Genomic DNA, 16089 nt, shown 5'->3' with positions numbered 1-16089 from the left:
CGAGGTTCCGACTGCCAGACCCTCAGGTGGAGGATCTCGACGAAGGCCGAGGTGCGAGCCGGTCGAGCGCTGCTGTGAGGAACGGGGCTGTGCGACTCACGGGGTTGCCAGCGATGGTCTCCGGGGTGCCCTCAGCGACGATCCGACCTCCCGCGTCGCCCGCTCCGGGCCCGAGGTCGATGACCCAGTCCGCCTGCGCGACGACACGCATGTCGTGTTCGACGATGATCACGGTGTTTCCGGCGTCGACGAGGCGCTGAAGGTGCCCGATGAGTCGGTCGGAGTCGGCCGGATGCAGCCCAGAGGTGGGCTCGTCGAGAAGGTAGAGTGTGTCACCCCGCTGGGCGCGGCGCAGTTCCGAGGCCAGCCTCACCCGCTGCGCCTCGCCGCCTGACAGCTCGGTGGCCGACTGTCCAAGCGCGATGTAGCCGAGACCCACGTCGAGAAGTGCGTCGAGATGTGGCGTGACGTCGGCGTCACCGTCGAAGAATTCCCGCGCGCGACTCACGCTCATCGCCAGCGTGTCGGCCACGGTCATACCGCTCAGACGGATCTCCAGGGTCTCCGGGTTGTAGCGCGTGCCGCCGCAGGCGGTGCAGGGTGCGTGCACCGTCGGCAGGAACAGCAGTTCGACCTCGATCATCCCCTCGCCCTTGCAGACCGGGCACCGGCCGCTCGGGAGGTTGAAGGAGAACCGGCTCGCACCGAAGTGGCGCTGCCGGGCATCCGGTGTCGCAGCGAAACGCCGACGGATCTGGTCGAAGACGCCGGTGTAGGTCGCCACGTTCGACCGCGGCGTTCGCCCGATCGGCTTCTGGGTCACCTGCACCACCCGGCGAACCCGGTCGGCCGGTGCGGAGGCGCGACCGGATGTCGACACGGGCGCCTCTGAGAGGAGCGGATCGTCTGTTGCGAGTTCTGGCTCGCCCTCGATGTGCACCTCGTCCGAGACGCCGGCGAGGTCAGCATGTATCAGGTCTGGGATGCCGTGGTTGATGAGTGTGGACTTGCCGGATCCGGAGACGCCGGTGATAGCGGTGAAAGCCCCGAGGGGGAATGTCACGGAGACGGCGGAGAGGTTGTTCCGAGTGACGCCGGTGAGGGTGAGCTGCGCGTCACCGGTTCGTCGCCGGCGGGCTCGAGCATCCGCCGCACCAGTGTTCTCGAAGAGGTAGCGGCGAGTGGCGGACTCCGCCACGTCGCGCAGGCCCTCGATCGCGCCCGAGTAGACGACGGTGCCTCCGGCGGTACCTGCCCCTGGACCGATGTCGACGATCCAGTCGGCCTCGCGGATGACGTCGAGGGAGTGCTCGACATAGAAGACCGTGTTGCCGGAGTCTCGAAGACTCCTCAGAATTCGGAGAAGCGCTTCGGTGTCGGCGGGGTGGAGCCCTGCCGACGGTTCATCCAGTACGAACACGACGCCGAAGAGACGTGAGAGAACCTGAGTTGCCAGCCGCATGCGCTGGAGTTCACCCGACGACAGGGTGGGAGTCGTGCGGTCGAGCGTCAGGTAGCCGAGACCGAGGTCGATGATCGGCGACAGGCGCTGAAGCAGCTCGGCAGCGAGCCGCTGGGCGGCCAGACGCTTCTCGGGGGGCAGATCATCCTGTGACACGGGCCGGGAGGTCTGCCCGGCTGTTCCCCAGTCGGGCAGCAGCACCCGCCCCATCAGGCGGGCGACGTCATGCAGAGGCATCGACGAGATGTCGGTGATGTCAGCACCCTCGAAGGTGACGGCGAGGGCTTCCGGCTTCAATCGCTTTCCGCCGCAGGTGGGGCAGGGCACGCTCACCATGAACTCGGCGGCCTTCTGCCGCATTCGAGCGCTCTTCGAGCCCGCGAACGTGTCGAGCACGTACCGCCGCACGCCGAGGAAGGTGCTCATGTACGACGGTTCTGCTTCAGCTGCGACGGCTTGGCGTACCTGGCTGGGGGAGAGGTCGCGGAAGATCGGCACCTGCGGAGACTCCTGGGTGTAGAGCGCCCAGTTCCGCTTGTCGGCGGGGAGTTCGCGCCACGGCACGTCGATGTCGTAGCCGAGGGAGACGAGGCTGTCCTGGAGTTGTTTGCCGTGCCAGGCCGTGGGCCAGGCCGCGAGTGCTCGTTCGCGAATAGAGAGGGTGTCGTCTGGAACCATGAGTTCTTCGGGCACGTCGTAGATGCGACCGAGTCCGTGGCACGCGGGGCAGGCGCCCTGCACGGTGTTGGCCGAGAAATCCTCCGCCAACAGCATCGGCGCGCCGGGCGGGTAGGTTCCGACGCGGGAGAACAGCATGCGCACGACGTTCGCGACCGTCGTGGCACTTCCCACCGTCGAGCGTGCGGTGCCACCCGTTCGGCGCTGGGGGAGGGCGACCGCGGGCGGCAGGCCGTCGATCGAATCAACGTCGGGTACGCCGACCTGGTCGATGAGGCGACGCGCGTACGGCGCGACTGATTCGAAGAATCGGCGCTGGGCCTCGGCATAGATGGTGCCGAAGGCGAGAGAGCTCTTGCCTGATCCTGATACGCCGGTGAAGGCTACGAGGGCGTCACGCGGGATATCGACGTCGATCGAACGCAGGTTGTGCTCACGGGCACCACGCACGCTCACGCGGTCGAACGCGGTTCCGGCTGGTGGGCCGTTCATTTCATCCATTCCGAGCATCTCCTGGTTGATTTCCAGCGTAGATGGCGGGAGGGAGCGCGACGAACGGGCGTCAGGCGTTCACGACTACGTCACGACGAGGATCGAGTGCTCGTATTTCCGGTGAGGGCGTGGAGTGCGGGTGGGGCGAGTTCGAGGAGGCCTGGGTAGCCGGGGGTCAGTCCGGCGGGGTTGAGGTCGTTGAGGATGACGATGGCGAGGTCGGTATCCGGGCAGAAAGCGGCGATGCCGTTCGAGCCGGGAATGGAGCCGGCGTGACCGTAGCAGGTGCCTACGCCGGGCACGGCCCACGAAGCGAGCCCGGTGCCTTCTCCGAGCTGGATGGCGGGGACGCCGGCTTTGGCGTATGCGGCGCCGTAGTAGTTCGAGGAAAGCGGGGTGAGGGTCTGCATTTCGGCGCGGTGGGGTGCGTCGAGCACGTCGCCCGCGACGAGGTCGCGAATCCATACGGCTTGATCGTGTGCGGTGCTGACCATGCCACCGGCGGAGAATGCGCCGACCCACTGGGGTGACGGGGTGGGCGTGACCGGGGTCGCGGTCGAGGGTTTGCCGAGACAGTCGCCTCCTGTGCCCTGGGCGCAGCCGAGATCGAACCCGTCGACTGCCGCCGGGCCTGTGCCTGCACCGTCGAGGTACGTGTTGGTCAGTCCGAGCGGGCCGATGAAGCGGGTCTGTATGAGCGTGTCGTACGAGGAGCCGGTGGCCTTCTCGGCGATGCTGCCCAGGATGATGTACCCGGCGTTGAGGTAGGCGTAGGCGGTTCCGGGCGGGCTCACGGGGGGTTGGGCGAAGACGTCGTCGATCACCTGCTGGGTGGTTGCTGTGCCGACGAGGTCGAAGTCGAGTTCGGCCAGTCCGCTTTCGTGCTGCAGCAGCATCCGCACCGTTATGGCTGAGGCGTTGGGAGCTTCGGGGTACCAGCGGTCGAGAGTGTCGTCGAGAGAGAGCACGCCTTCCTGGTCGAGTTGCATGATGAGTGCAGCCGTGAAGAGCTTGGTCATACTGCCGATGTGAAAGGCGTCGTCGACCTCCAACTGTTCCGAGCCGAGCACGGCGTCTCCGCTCGCAACGCGCGCGACCGGCCCGGTGCCGACGGATGCCGCAACCACTGTTCCCGGAACAGCGAAGGTCATCGAGCTGGTGAGATACGACGTGCGCCACGCAGCGATCGGGTCGGTCATCGCCGCGGCAAAGTCTTTGTCGACGCTTGGGTCAGGGGAACCCGTTGGTGCCGATGAGGTTCCGGGCGTCCCGGCCGTCGAGCAGCCGCTGACAGATACCGCCAACGAGATGATCGCGGCGATGCCTACCACGGCGTGAACACGGGCGAGTGGCCGGGGCATGTCAGGTTCCTTTCTCCGCCGGGCCGAGACAGCCCGTCGCACGAAGATCGTGACAAGCATGGTCGGGGGGAGACGCGCGGCGAAACCATTTGGGGCGTCCTCTAGCGGTCATGGCCGCTTAAGGAGCTTGTCACCATCGCACAGACGCCAACACACTGAAGGCGTCTAGAACTGGGGGGCAGCCATGACCGACCGACTCACGTCGTCCAGCCGCATCGACTCTGCGACAACGGCTGGTGACTCACCGCAGCTCAAGCGCACTCTGGGCGGATTTCAGGTCTTCGCGATCTCGTTCGCGTTCATCTCGGTCGCGGTCGGCGTCTTTGCGACCTACGGCGAGGTGCTGCAGACATCGGGCCCCGTCGGTATCTGGCTCTGGGTGATCGCCGCTGTCGGGCAGACCCTTGTCGCGCTCGTCGTCGCCCAGTTCGCTGCGCGGATCGCGCTGAGCGGCTCGTCGTACCAGTGGGCCTCCCGGCTCGCCAATCCGAAGGTCGGCTGGTTCTTCGGCTGGCTGAGTTTCTGGTACCTCGCCATCGCCGTCGTCACCATGGCCAACGCGATGGCGAGCCAGGCGGTGATGCCCCTGCTGGGAATGGACGCCGACGAGGGCATGGCGCGCATGCTCACCCTGGTGATCCTCGTCGTGCAGGCAGCCCTCGTCATCGCATCGACGAGACTCTTCGGCCTGATCACCTCAGCCGCGGTGGCTGTCGAGCTCGGCATCATCGTGGTGCTCGTGGTCGCGCTGCTGATCGTGCTGTCTGTGACCGGAGGTGGGGAGCCAGGCAACCTCGTCTCCCGCGGGCCGTCTATCGCCGACCCGAACTACTTCGCCATCGGCGGAGGCCTCATGGCCGGGGCACTGATGGGGCTCACCACACTCGTCGGCTTCGACTCCGCAGCGAACCTGGCCGAAGAGGCCAAGAACCCCTTCCACACCGTTCCGCGCGCAATCGTGGGCTCGGTGATCGCGGCGAGCGTCGCCGGCCTGGTCTTTCTCATCGTGCTCACGGTGTCGATCAAAGATGTGGATGCCGTCACGGCCGATCCTTCGCCGGTAGCGGCGATCATCCGGGGCCAGCTCGGACCGGTCTGGGAGCGCATCCTGCTCTGCGGTATCGCCTTCGCGTTCTTCGGAGCCGGCATGGTGGTGATGGCGGCCTGTTCACGTCAGGTCTTCGCGATGGCCCGCGACGGCCGGTTCCCTGCGCCGCGGCTGATGAGCAGGGTCAACCCCGTCACGCGAACGCCCGTTGCGGCGACGGTGCTCATCGTCGTCATCGGGATCGTTCTGATGGTCTCTCTTCCCGGGGACGCGCTGATCCAGCTGATCGTCGGAGGAACCCTGTTGCCGGCCCTGATGTACGGGGGGATCGTGGTGCTCTACCTGGTGGTGCGCGGCAAGCTGGAGAAGAAGCCCGGGGGTTTCAGTCTCGGGCGCTTCGAACTGCCGGTGACGGTGGTGGCGTTGGTCTGGGTCGCGCTGGTGCTGTTCGTGCTGGTGACGCCGCCCGATGCCTTCGTTCCCTCGCTGGTGGTGCTCGGGCTGTTGCTGGCGGGAGCGGTGTACTTCGCCTGGCTGATGATCTTCCGGCGGCGCGTTCTCGAGAGCGAACCCGACGGCGGTTCGGCTGTGGAGGCTGTCGAGTGAGCGTCTCCGTTCAGACGTCGGCTGCCACGGTTCCCCTCGATGCCAGCGCACTACCCGGCCGGGTCGTGCTGCCCGGTGACGAAGGGTTCGACGCAGCCCGCAGGTCGTGGAACCACCTCTTCTCGCACCAGCCGGCCGCCGTCGTGTATCCGCAGTCGACCCAGGATGCCGTCGACGCGGTCAGCTGGGCGCGGACGGCCGGTCTTCCCCTGCGAGTGCGGAGCGGCGGCCACTGCCTCGAGGGCTGGTCGACCCTCGACGACGGTCTCGTGATCGACGTGAGTGACCTGCACTCGGTGTCGATCGATGCAGAGAACCGCACGGCCACCGTCGGCGCGGGGGTGTCGCAGGCGGCGGCGGTCGCCGCGCTCGGTGCGGCCGGATTCGCCGCACCGACCGGAACGGAGGGATCGGTCGGGCTCGTCGGAGCCACGCTCGGCGGGGGCTTCGGGCTGCTCACCCGCGCGTTCGGCATGGCGTGTGACAACCTGCTCGCAGCTGAGATCGTGGTGGCATCGGCGCACGGCGCAGAGGCGATCACGGTCGACGCAGATCATCACGTCGAGCTGCTGCGTGCGCTCAGGGGTGCGGGCAACGGCAGCTTCGGGGTGGTCACGTCGCTGACGTTCGCCGTGCATCCGCTCGCCCGGGTCGCCTCGGTCACGGTGACGTGGCCGGGCCTCGACGCGCTGGCCGAGGTGTTCGACCTCTGGCAGCGCTCAGCGCCGTTCGCCGACGAACGCCTGACCAGCCAATTGGAGATCAACCGCGGGTCGATGGTGCTGTTCGCGGTACTCGCGTCGGGCGACGAACGCGAAGCACTGCGCATGCTCGAGCCCCTGCTCGCGATCGGTTCACCCGATGTCGCGACAACCGATGCGCCATGGCCCGAGACGTACCAGGGCTTCCAGGTTCCATTGGGCGAGGAGCCGGCCAACTGGAAATTCGCCTCGCAGTTCGTGACCGAGCCCTTCCCGCCCGAGGCTATCGCGGTCATCCGATCGTTCCTGGCCGGTGCTCCGACCGACGGATGCAACTACTTCACGAACGCGTTCGGGGGTGTCGTGGCGACCAGCGAGCCCCACGGCGGCAGCGCATTCGCGCACCGCGATGCCCTGTTCTACGCAGAGCCGGGCGCAGGCTGGGGCGTTCGCGGGGGAGTCGGCGCGCCAGACGACCCGTTGACCCCCGTGTGCCTCGCCTGGGTGGCGGCCTTCGCTGCCGCGCTCGAGCCGTTCACGAACGGTGCGTACCCCAACGTACCCAACGCCGGGGCCGTCTCCTGGGCGATGGATTACTGGGGCCCTGACGTCGCGCGGCTGTCGGCCGTGAAACGGGCCTACGACCCGACCGACGTGTTCCGCTTCCCGCAGAGCGTCCCTCCTAGCGCATGACGATCATCACGCCGTGCTCGGCGCAGAGACGGGCGAAAGGGTGACGGAGTGGACGGAGGGCGGAGTGCAATCGGCCATGAGCGGGTGCGACGGATGAAACGGGCACGCGTCCTTCTTTCTGCGGCGACGCACGGTGCGCCGCTCGTGTTGTGGGTCATCACCTTCGTTCTCGCCCTCGTGTCGGTGCTCATCGCCGCCGCCGTGGGGGAGAACTCCACTCAGGGCTGGTTGGCGGACTGGGCACACGCGACTCTTGACCGGGTTTTCACTGGCGCCCTGGGCGCCGCCCTCGTCGCAACAGTCATGTCAGCGCAACAACCAGCTCAAACCCCACCGGCCACCAACAAACACGCAGCCGGCAGAACGCCCCCCGCCCCTGACCCGCTCATTCACACCCCGCCCCTCTGAACCCTTCTGAACCAGGAATGACTATGCACCGGCCCAGCCGCCTCGCCCTTACCACCGCACTCGTCGTCTTCACTTGCCTGCTGGCCGGATGCGCAAGCCCCACCCCCACCAGCACAGCCACCTCATCGACCTCATTGACCGCATCGACCCCGACGGCATCCGCGTATCCCGCTGACACGGCGACCGCGATCAGGAACGCAGCCACCACTGTGATGACGGCGAACAACATCCCCGGCGCCATCGTGCTCCTCCAAACGCCAGAAGGTCGATTCGAAGAACCGCTCGGCGTCTCCGACAAAGCGACCAACGCACCGCTGGCCATCGATGACCATCTCCGCATCGGCAGCATCACCAAGACAATGACCGTGACCCTGGTGCTCCAACTCGTCGACCAGAAGAAGGTCGACCTCGACACCCCCGCCCGCGCATATCTGCCCGAACTCCCTGAGACCTGGAAAGACGTCACCGTCAGACAGCTAGCCGAGATGCGAAGCGGCATCCCCAGTTACACGGGCACCCCGACGTTCGACAAAGAGTTCCTTGCTGATTCGAAACGCCAATTCACCCCCGCCGAGCTGCTTGCTATGGTCGAGCCCCTGAGTCTGCTCTTCACTCCCGGAACGAACTTCGACTACTCGAACACCAACACCGTCATCCTGGGACAGCTCATCGAGAGAATCTCCGGCACGCCATACGCCTCCGCCATGCAGAACCTCTTCGACTCAGCCGGTCTCGCCCACACCACGTATGCAGAAGCGGCCGCCGCCTTCACCGATCCTCGCGCCCAGGGCTATACGAACCTCACCGCTGACGGCACAGAAGCCGACGCGACGGAGTGGAACGCCTCATGGGCACAGGCCGCCGGAGCGGCAGCTTCCACCGCAGGAGACCTCGAAACGTGGCTACACGAACTCACCACAGGATCTCTCCTCAGCCCACAGACCCAGAAGGAACGCCTGAGCATGATCAACATCCCAGGCAATCCCACCGGCACAGGGTACGGCCTCGGCATCCTGGCCACGAACGGCTGGACCGGTCACAGCGGCGACCTTCCCGGGTACTCCTCCACCATGTACGCCCGTGATGATGGTTCCGTGCTCATTGTTCTCACCACAACGAACATCCTCGTCAATCGTGCTGACGGCACACCCATCCCGCCAAGCGCAGCGATCGCCGAGGCCGTCTCAGCAGTAGCGGTACCTAACGCGCCCTTCGTCTTCCCGCGCGTCGGCGCTTAGCCAGTCGTGGGTGTGGTCGACCCGTCGGCTGCCCAGGCGACACCGAGAGCGAACAGCGTCGAGACGCCGTAATGAGCCATCGCGGCGGCGATCCGGCGCCGTCCGGTGCGCGGGGCGATACCGATACGGCGAGACGCCGTGTCGAGTGTGACCCCCTGACGCATGAGCCGTAGCAGAGGCGACCAGGAGTTCTCCGCTGGCAGTACAGGCTCGGCGAGCTGCCAGAGACACTCGAAGTAGGCTCGCGCCATCCCCGCAAGAGCGACGTTCCGAACCCCGAGAACACTCGTCGGTCGGCCTTCGCCCCACTCGAACGGCACAGCGAGTTGTTCACCGTCGACCCAGAACCAGCTTGGGGGAGTGTCCATCAGGCGGTATTCGACACCCACAGAGCCGTAATGTGCCGTACTCGGCTGAGTATCCGCATCATCAGCTGCCCACGTCGGCATGATGACACGCACCGCATCCTTGCCGGCCAACGCCTGACCAAAACGCTCAGCCCGCTCCGCGGAGCTTCCAGCGAAGCGATCGACCTGAGGCAGAACGGCGTTCAACGTGCCCGTGTCGTGCCGCACCGTATCGAACCACAGATCCTCGGAAGCATGCGGCCCATGCCGGATGACAACAGGCACTGGGTCGTCCGACGCTTCGCCGACAGCCCAATACCGAAGCATCTCGGGTAACTCAGTGACAATGTTCTCGAGGTCTGCCAACGCCTCCGCGGCGGTGCGGCGCAACTCGGCGGAACGGGCGGAGACAGCCTCCGCAGCCCAAAACGCCGGATTCGTGTAGACCAGTTCCTCGCCTACGCCGCCCAGCAAACCGCGAAGACGTAGGTCGTCAACGGCCGCACGGGCCTCCGACCTCCCAAGATGCGACAGTGCAGCAAGCTCCGCCACCGTATCCGGCCTACCCCGATAGATGATCGCAAGTAAAGCATCTCCACCCATACGTCTCCCCGTCTGCAATCCCGGCATCTTCACCCAGGTCTGGGCTTCGTTTGCAGTGCCCGATCGAAGCCTACTGAAGTGCATCGCCACGAACCCGTACTGCAGCTTTTCCACATTCAGGGGGCGAGTAACGCCGCTTGCGCCTGCGTGATCGCAATCGCGCGTTCGAAGTGCTGCACGAGGAACGTCAGTTGGTCATGAGTGTATTCACGATACAGTTCGCTAAACGCAGCTCCGATCGACAGGTAGACATTCTCGCGTTCCGCGAGCCCAACGGTGTCCACGGACACAAGCACGCGCCGACGGTCCCGCCGATCCGTTTCGCGTCGTGCCACGCCCGCGTCCTGAAGTCGATCTATGACCCCGGTGACCGCTCCCGAAGTGACGTGCAGTCGGGCCATGAGGTCGCCCGCCGATTGTGGGCCCTCCCTGAGCAGGATGCTCAATGCCCTCATGTCTGTGATGCCCAGCCCGTAGCGGGCTGCAGCCATCTGGTGAAAAAGGGCGGTCTGGGTGGATTCATTCTCGCCGAGGACTGCGAGCCGGTCGATGAGTACTTCTCGCTCATCCATTCATTCCTCCTCGTCCAGTTATCTTAGTTGCTAAGGTAATTGCATGGATCATTTTACGACCACGACGGTCGATGCTTCAGACGGTACCAAGCTGTGCCTGCATTCGATGGGGGATGGGCCCGGAGTCGTCGTCTTGCACGGCGCGATGCAGTCAGGGCTGAGCCATAGCGAATTGGCTGGACTACTCGGCCCGACATTTCGGGTGCACCTACTCGATCGTCGCGGACGCGGCGGTTCGGGCCCACTGGCCGCCAATCCGAGCACAGTGCAGGAGGTGGACGACGTGCGCGCGGTGCTGCGAGCCACCGGAGCGGTCAGAGTGTTCGGAGTCAGCTCCGGCGCAATCGTGGCCGGCCGAGTGGCACTCGCAGATTCTGCGGTCGAAAGGGTGGCTCTCTTTGAACCTCCATTGTCCATCGGCGGCTCGATCAAGGTCGAGTTGACGTCTCGGGTTGACGCGGCTCTCGACCGCAATGACCTGTCGCGTGCGATGGGCATCGCAATGAAGGCCGCGGAAATGGGCCCCCCGTGGATGTTCGGTCTGCCCATCCCTGTGTTGGCGCTTGCTTCCCGCCCGATCCTGCGCATGTCCGAGATGAGACGGCTGGCCGAGGCCCTGCGAGCCGACTTCGCAGTGGTGTGCGAGAACGCGGAACGGGCTGATGATTTCGCCGCGATTCTGCAGCCGACCTTGCTCATTGACGGAACATCCACCCGACCGTATCTGCGCCTCGCGGTCGAGACGCTGGCCGAGACGATCCCAGGCGCGCAACGCGTCTCTCTCGACAAGCAAGGGCACAGCGTCACAGGAAACCGCGCTGAGCGCGGGCATCCCGAGCTCGTCGCCCCGTTGCTCGCCGACTTCTTCGAGTAAGCGTCGCCTGCGTATCTCTGACTATCTCTTGACATAATGTGCATTATCAGCGCGTTGGAACCTGGCGGGCTGACACTGATGACCGGCAGATCGGCGCCGGATAAACTCGAGGGGTGAATCCGGCGGTCTTCTTTTCGATCTCTGGCGCGGTGCTGATCGTCTGGGCTCGATCGTCGCGGTCTTCAACGGCTGGGCCTCGCGGTTCATGAAGCATATTCAGCGAGTCTACGGTCAGCGCGCGGCCGACATGATGACCCCGCGCTACGTGCGCCTCATTGGAATCCTTCTGGCCGTGGGCGGATTCGTGTTGATCGTTCTCGCACTGACCGGCGTGCTGCCCAATCACGTCGTTGCCGCTCGAAGCTGAGCCGTCGGCCGCCGTCGGCCGCCGTCGAACGCGAGCTCCGACGCGCGCGTTCGGTCTCAGAAGCGGCCGTCGGTGCGGTACGACGCGACGCCGGCGCGAGACGCCGAAGGCGCTCCTCGGCCTTCTCAGGCGATCTCGTAGGTGCCGTCGAGCCGCGCGCGGCCGATGACATGCCCGGTCAGGGCGTTCACCGCCTCATCGAGGGTAAACCTCTCGGGCAGCTCTGTGCGGCGGTCGAGAGCGAAGAGCTGAAAGACGTACGAATGCGGGCCGTGTGACGGTATCGGTGCAGGGCCCGCCCAGCCGAGCCGCCCGAGGGGGCCCTTTCCGTGCCGTAGTCCGCTGATCGGGCTGGGGCTGGTCAGGGCATTCTCCGCAATGCCCAACAGCGCAGGATCGATGCCCGCGCTGAGGGCATGGGTGGCCGGGCGCCTGCCCGGGGCATCCGGATCTTGCACGACCAGCAGAAGCTCCTCGGTTCCGGCCGGAGGTGCCGTCCACGCCAACGCGGGCGAGACATTGGCGCCGAAGATGTGGCCGCGGTGGTGCTCGGGAATCGGTGTTCCGTGCTCGAACGCCGGGCTGGTGAGAACGAAGTTGTCGGCTGCCCGTGCGCGGGGGTCGGCCCATACGAGGGTGTGCTGCCCGGCAGGGCGGTTTCGGAGCGCACGACCGATCGGGTTCTGCATGGTCTCCATTCTCGACGGTCTCCATTCTCGACGGTCTCCATTCTCGACGGTCTACGACGATCGGATGCTCGGCTTTCGCCCTCACGCTCTCACGACGATCGCGCCACTCCCCGGCCCTCCCGGTCGACACTCACCGCGGCACTTCGCACGGCACCGATGACGCTCACGGCACCATCACGCTCAGCTCTCACCATCCGGGCGGCCGCGACCCGGCCGGCGCAGGCCGAGCACGATCAGGATGACACCGACCACAGCGACGATGATTCCGATGTACAACCACGTGCGATCGCCGGTCATCGAGCTGCCGGGGATGAGGTTCGCACCCTGCCCCGCGAACACCACGCCCACGATCAGGGCGATGACGCCCAGAATCACGAGGACTGTTCGACCACCACGGTTGTTCATGGTCTCAACATACCCTCGGCTGCCGGGGTCCGTGTGGCTCGTCACTCCTCGGAAGGCCGGCGCCGCTGCTGCTTCGTCGCCGAACGCTCCCCTTTGGCGGCGAGGCGCCTGAGCTTCGACCCGCGAGTGGCCCGGGTGGGGCGGCGAGGGGCGGCATCCGGAGCCAGCCCGGCGGCGACGATCTCTGCCAGCCTGGCGAGCGCCGTCTCGCGATTGCGCACCTGCGACCGGCGCTCGGAGGCCGTGACCGTCACCGCGCCGCCGACGAGCCGACGCCCCAGCCTCGCCAGGAGCATCTGCCGTTGGCTTTCAGTCAGAGTCGGCGAGCCTGCGATGCTCCAGATCAGCTCCACCCGGCTGTCGGACGTGTTGACGTGCTGGCCGCCCGGTCCCGATGACCGGGAGAACCGCCACGTGAGCTCAGACGACGGAATCGTGAGGGCGGGTGACACGACGAGGTCCATACACCAAGGGTGGCACGAGGCTGCGGGTCGGGCACACGTGCCGCGATATCGCCAGGCACTGAGGCAGGCGCTGGGCCAGGCGCTCAAGAGTACGCCCTGCCGGGCCTCACGTCGAGACCCCGTCGCCCCGCCCCGATGAGGGGCAGTATCGGGGTGTCGGCACAGGCGCCGATGATCACGGTTTACGAATGGGGCGTAACGTGGAATTCTTCTGGCACGGAGTCATCATGATCAGCATCGTCTCGACGGTGGCCATTGCGGCCTCTGTTCTGGGCAGGCGCAGCTGGCTCCGAAAAGACGGGCACGACGGGGTCTAGTGTCGCGGCGGTCTGCCGTCACTTCACCGCAGCAGCTGGTTGATGCCGAGGCCGCGACGGGCCTCGATCGCCGCAACGTCGTGCAGGGCCCGGCGACGGATGCTGTGCAGCTCCCCCGCGTCTCGATCGGGTGCGGGCGCAACGGCAGCTGCCGCCTCGTTCAAGGCGGTCGTGGCGGGCGCCACCGTCGCAGTCGACGCTGTGGTCGCCGCCGCCGTCGCCGCAGATTGCACGCGGCGATCAGACGCCACGCGGCGTTCGGCGCGATGGCTCCACGCGACAAGCGCCGTGCCGAGCGCCAGGGCGACCCGGTCGACGGGCCTGAGCGCAGCGCGCTCGGCGGAGGTCAGGGTCGCAGGTTCGACCGGGGTCGAGCTCGCGAGCCCCGGGGAGGTCGGCGTCGTGTCGGCGGGAGCCGCGGCGGTCTGCGCGGCGGATGCCGTCGCGGCCGCGTCGTGCGTCAGGGCGGGTGGAACGGTCATCCGTGTGCCTCCTCGTTCGGTGGGGTCTCGTGCGCATCCATGACAGGAAACGCGTTCAGGTGCAGCTGCACCGGGCGTACCCCGGGGCCCTGCTGGTTGCGGTAGCGCTGGCTGTAGCGAGCGCTGATGCTCTGCAACTCGGCGACCAGAGCCCCGAGCTGGTCTGACGTCAGGCGCAGGTTCACGGTGTCGAAGGCCGATGCCTCGTACCAGCGCGGTTCGAGCTCGTCTGCTCCGTGCATCAGAAAGTCGTTCAGCAGTGCGGTGCGGGTGGTCTGCCACTCGCGCACCACCAGGTCGCTCGCCGCCCGCTCGGCGCTCTGCGGCGGATACACGTGGTCGACCTCGATGCCGCCGGGCACACGCTCCCACCAGCGCTCACGGGTCGAGCCGCGCGAGGTGTCTTCGCGAATGAAGCCGTGCCGCTCGAGCTGCCGCAGGTGGTAGCTCATCGATCCGCTCGACTCGCCAAAACGCTCGGCCAGCCCGCTCGATGTGTTGGGTCCGTAGGTCGAGAGGGCGTCGAGCATGCGCACGCGCAGCGGATGCGCCAGCCCCTTCAGGCTGGTCATGTCGATCGAGCGGCTCGGCGTGGCCTCGGGGATCGGTTCGGTCATGATGCAAAGCTACTCTTGCAAAGAACCCTTTGCAAGTATCTGTTTGCAAGAAATTGTTTGCAAGGTGCTCTAGGCACCCGCTACAGCAGGCCCCCGTCGCGCGTGCTCCGGCCGGTCCGCGGCTGGCCGGGTTCTCGCGGCAATCAGTCGGCTGAGGCGTCCGAGCGGGTCTCGTCGATGAGGTCGGCGCGGGCCTCGTGCTCGACGAGAACCGGAATGTAGTCTCGGATTCTCGCGCCGTCGAGCGCCTCGTACTCGTCGTGCACGACCTCCTCGATGTGCGCGCGGTCGGTGTCGGGAAACTTCTCGGCCAGTCGCTCGGCGACCTGCTCGACGGCTTCTTTCTCCTTGTCAGCATCCATGACCCCAGTATCGCCGCCCGGCTCCCCCGCGCCAAGCGTTCGCTTCCCGTCACCCGTTGTGCAGGCGCCCGTCATCTGCCGTTCCCCCTCGACACGTACGTTCGGAGCGTGCTGAACGGTAATCCGACACTCGCCGACATCGAACTGCCCGACACTGTCGACAACGAGGTGACATTCTGCACCAGTCACAGTTCGTACGCGCTGCGCAACTCCAGCCAGGGCACGTGGCATCTGGTGCGAATCGAACGCTTAGTACCGCGGGTCACGCACCTTCTGCACGTTCGCGGACACGAGTGGGTGGCCGCGCCCGTCGACGCGGGCCGAAACGTGCACTCCCCCGATTGGCGCGACGCACTACGCCGCGTCATCACGTGACCGTCTTCGACCAGGAGTCAGAATGCTCGCATTCTCGGAGTTCTTCTACCTCGTTCACGCGGGCCAGGGCCGATGGCAGATCAAACACAGGATCACCGACGAGCCCGCCGGCGTGATCAGGCGCCACAGTCACGGCACCGGCACCGGCAGCGGCACCGGCGATGGCCCCGGCTTCGACCTCTGCGACGAGGATGATCGGGTCATCGCCTCGTTCGACACCATCGAGCAGGCGCTGGCTGGGCTCTACGCCGACGCCTGAACGCCACCGAGACGGCCGCCGCCTACGACAGGCCGGCAGGCGCGCTACACCGAAGGCACGCCGGCGAGGCGGGCCATGATGGCTCCGTGCGGCCGCGGCCGGGGCGTCGAGACGGTTCGCGTGTGCGTCTCGACGACGTCGAAGTCCGCCCCGCGCAGCTCCTCGGCGAGCGCCTCGGCGGGCCAGCGGTAGGCCGTGGTGACCGCGTGGTCGAAGGGCTCGAGCACGGGCCCCACGAAGAATCCGACCAGAAGCCCTCCACCGGGTCTCAGAACCCGCGCGAACTCGGCCAGAGCGACGCCGAGCGTCGCCGGCTCGCGGTGGATCAGGGAGTACCAGGCGAGCACTCCCCCGAGGCTCTGTGCGGCATCCGGCAGTTCGTCGATGTCGCCGACCTCGAACGGTACCCCCGGGTGCGCCCTGCGCGCGTGCTCGATGAACCCGGCGACCTGGTCGATGCCGCGGGCGTCGACCCCTCGTTCGGCGAGGTGTGCAGTCAGATGGCCGGGGCCGCAGCCCACGTCGAGCACCGGCCCCTCGATGTGCTCGGCCCACGTCGTGACCAGCTGCAGATCTGAGGGATGAACGGCCGTCGTCGAGCCGAGTTTCTCGATGTATTCCTCGGCTCGATCGCTGTACGCCGCTTCGACGGAGGATGCCATGGCCACC

At 66.5% G+C, this 16089-nt stretch carries 18 protein-coding genes; 7 read left to right on the top strand and 11 right to left on the bottom strand.

Annotated features, from left to right (window positions below):
- Window positions 1-22: 22 nt before the first annotated feature.
- Window positions 23-2641 (bottom strand): excinuclease ABC subunit UvrA, encoded by a 2619-nt coding sequence (locus V3W46_RS19045; protein WP_331784712.1) that lies wholly within the window; start codon window positions 2639-2641, stop codon window positions 23-25.
- 80 nt (window positions 2642-2721) lie between these two features.
- A complete protein-coding gene (locus V3W46_RS19040) occupies window positions 2722-3831 on the bottom strand; it encodes a serine hydrolase domain-containing protein (RefSeq protein ID WP_331784711.1) in 1110 nt (369 codons plus the stop codon).
- A 346-nt stretch (window positions 3832-4177) separates the two neighbouring features.
- On the opposite strand from V3W46_RS19040, the gene V3W46_RS19035 reads away from it, so the two are divergent.
- The 3 genes from V3W46_RS19035 (at window position 4178) to V3W46_RS19025 (ending at window position 8687) form a co-directional block, all read left to right on the top strand.
- The gene (locus V3W46_RS19035) at window positions 4178-5647 is read left to right on the top strand and encodes an APC family permease (protein WP_331784710.1); all 1470 of its coding nucleotides are present in this window, start codon (window positions 4178-4180) and stop codon (window positions 5645-5647) included.
- Window positions 5644-7041 carry an FAD-binding oxidoreductase gene (locus tag V3W46_RS19030; protein ID WP_331784709.1) on the top strand — a complete coding sequence of 466 codons (1398 nt, stop codon included), beginning with the start codon at window positions 5644-5646 and terminating at the stop codon, window positions 7039-7041. The genes V3W46_RS19035 and V3W46_RS19030 overlap by 4 nt, the downstream gene beginning before the upstream one ends.
- Before the next feature lie 431 nt (window positions 7042-7472).
- Window positions 7473-8687: a serine hydrolase domain-containing protein gene (locus V3W46_RS19025; protein ID WP_331784708.1), complete on the top strand. Its 1215-nt coding sequence runs from the start codon at window positions 7473-7475 to the stop codon at window positions 8685-8687.
- Here V3W46_RS19025 and V3W46_RS19020 read toward each other — a convergent pair.
- Window positions 8684-9751 (bottom strand): hypothetical protein, encoded by a 1068-nt coding sequence (locus tag V3W46_RS19020; protein WP_331784707.1) that lies wholly within the window; start codon window positions 9749-9751, stop codon window positions 8684-8686. The two genes, V3W46_RS19025 and V3W46_RS19020, sit on opposite strands and share 4 nt — an antisense overlap.
- Before the next feature lie 2 nt (window positions 9752-9753).
- Window positions 9754-10209: a MarR family winged helix-turn-helix transcriptional regulator gene (locus tag V3W46_RS19015; protein ID WP_331784706.1), complete on the bottom strand. Its 456-nt coding sequence runs from the start codon at window positions 10207-10209 to the stop codon at window positions 9754-9756.
- A 43-nt stretch (window positions 10210-10252) separates the two neighbouring features.
- Between V3W46_RS19015 and V3W46_RS19010 the strand changes: the two genes are divergently transcribed.
- A complete protein-coding gene (locus tag V3W46_RS19010) occupies window positions 10253-11083 on the top strand; it encodes an alpha/beta fold hydrolase (protein ID WP_331784705.1) in 831 nt (276 codons plus the stop codon).
- Window positions 11084-11575: 492 nt separating this feature from the next.
- Here V3W46_RS19010 and V3W46_RS19005 read toward each other — a convergent pair whose 3' ends face one another.
- The 3 genes from V3W46_RS19005 to arfB all read right to left on the bottom strand — a co-directional run bounded on the left by V3W46_RS19005 (window position 11576) and on the right by arfB (window position 13008).
- Window positions 11576-12139: a YbhB/YbcL family Raf kinase inhibitor-like protein gene (locus V3W46_RS19005; RefSeq protein ID WP_331784704.1), complete on the bottom strand. Its 564-nt coding sequence runs from the start codon at window positions 12137-12139 to the stop codon at window positions 11576-11578.
- 180 nt (window positions 12140-12319) lie between these two features.
- A complete protein-coding gene (locus tag V3W46_RS19000; RefSeq protein WP_331784703.1) occupies window positions 12320-12544 on the bottom strand; it encodes a hypothetical protein in 225 nt (74 codons plus the stop codon).
- 41 nt (window positions 12545-12585) lie between these two features.
- The gene (gene arfB / locus V3W46_RS18995; RefSeq protein ID WP_331784702.1) at window positions 12586-13008 is read right to left on the bottom strand and encodes an alternative ribosome rescue aminoacyl-tRNA hydrolase ArfB; all 423 of its coding nucleotides are present in this window, start codon (window positions 13006-13008) and stop codon (window positions 12586-12588) included.
- A 188-nt stretch (window positions 13009-13196) separates the two neighbouring features.
- Between arfB and V3W46_RS18990 the strand changes: the two genes are divergently transcribed.
- Window positions 13197-13325, top strand: a complete 129-nt coding sequence (locus tag V3W46_RS18990; RefSeq protein WP_331784701.1) for a hypothetical protein — start codon at window positions 13197-13199, stop codon at window positions 13323-13325.
- A gap of 23 nt (window positions 13326-13348) precedes the next feature.
- Here V3W46_RS18990 and V3W46_RS18985 read toward each other — a convergent pair whose 3' ends face one another.
- The 3 genes from V3W46_RS18985 to V3W46_RS18975 form a co-directional block, all read right to left on the bottom strand.
- Window positions 13349-13807, bottom strand: a complete 459-nt coding sequence (locus tag V3W46_RS18985; RefSeq protein WP_331784700.1) for a hypothetical protein — start codon at window positions 13805-13807, stop codon at window positions 13349-13351.
- Complete coding sequence (locus tag V3W46_RS18980) at window positions 13804-14424, bottom strand: ArsR/SmtB family transcription factor (RefSeq protein WP_331784699.1); 621 nt, start codon at window positions 14422-14424, stop codon at window positions 13804-13806. The genes V3W46_RS18985 and V3W46_RS18980 overlap by 4 nt, the downstream gene beginning before the upstream one ends.
- Before the next feature lie 143 nt (window positions 14425-14567).
- Window positions 14568-14786, bottom strand: coding sequence for a three-helix bundle dimerization domain-containing protein (locus V3W46_RS18975; protein ID WP_331784698.1), 219 nt, complete (start codon window positions 14784-14786; stop codon window positions 14568-14570).
- 108 nt (window positions 14787-14894) lie between these two features.
- Here V3W46_RS18975 and V3W46_RS18970 point away from each other — a divergent pair, with 108 nt between their 5' ends.
- A complete protein-coding gene (locus tag V3W46_RS18970) occupies window positions 14895-15161 on the top strand; it encodes a hypothetical protein (protein WP_331784697.1) in 267 nt (88 codons plus the stop codon).
- A gap of 22 nt (window positions 15162-15183) precedes the next feature.
- Window positions 15184-15420, top strand: a complete 237-nt coding sequence (locus V3W46_RS18965; RefSeq protein ID WP_331784696.1) for a hypothetical protein — start codon at window positions 15184-15186, stop codon at window positions 15418-15420.
- Window positions 15421-15464: 44 nt separating this feature from the next.
- Here the strand turns inward: V3W46_RS18965 and V3W46_RS18960 are convergent, their stop codons facing one another.
- Complete coding sequence (locus V3W46_RS18960) at window positions 15465-16082, bottom strand: class I SAM-dependent methyltransferase (RefSeq protein ID WP_331784695.1); 618 nt, start codon at window positions 16080-16082, stop codon at window positions 15465-15467.
- Between the last annotated feature and the right edge of the window lie 7 nt (window positions 16083-16089).

It is taken from the genome of Subtercola sp. YIM 133946 (assembly GCF_036553535.1).
GTDB lineage: Bacteria > Actinomycetota > Actinomycetes > Actinomycetales > Microbacteriaceae > Subtercola.
Note: the sequence above shows the minus strand (reverse complement) of the source record. Positions and strands in the feature narration are given on the sequence as shown.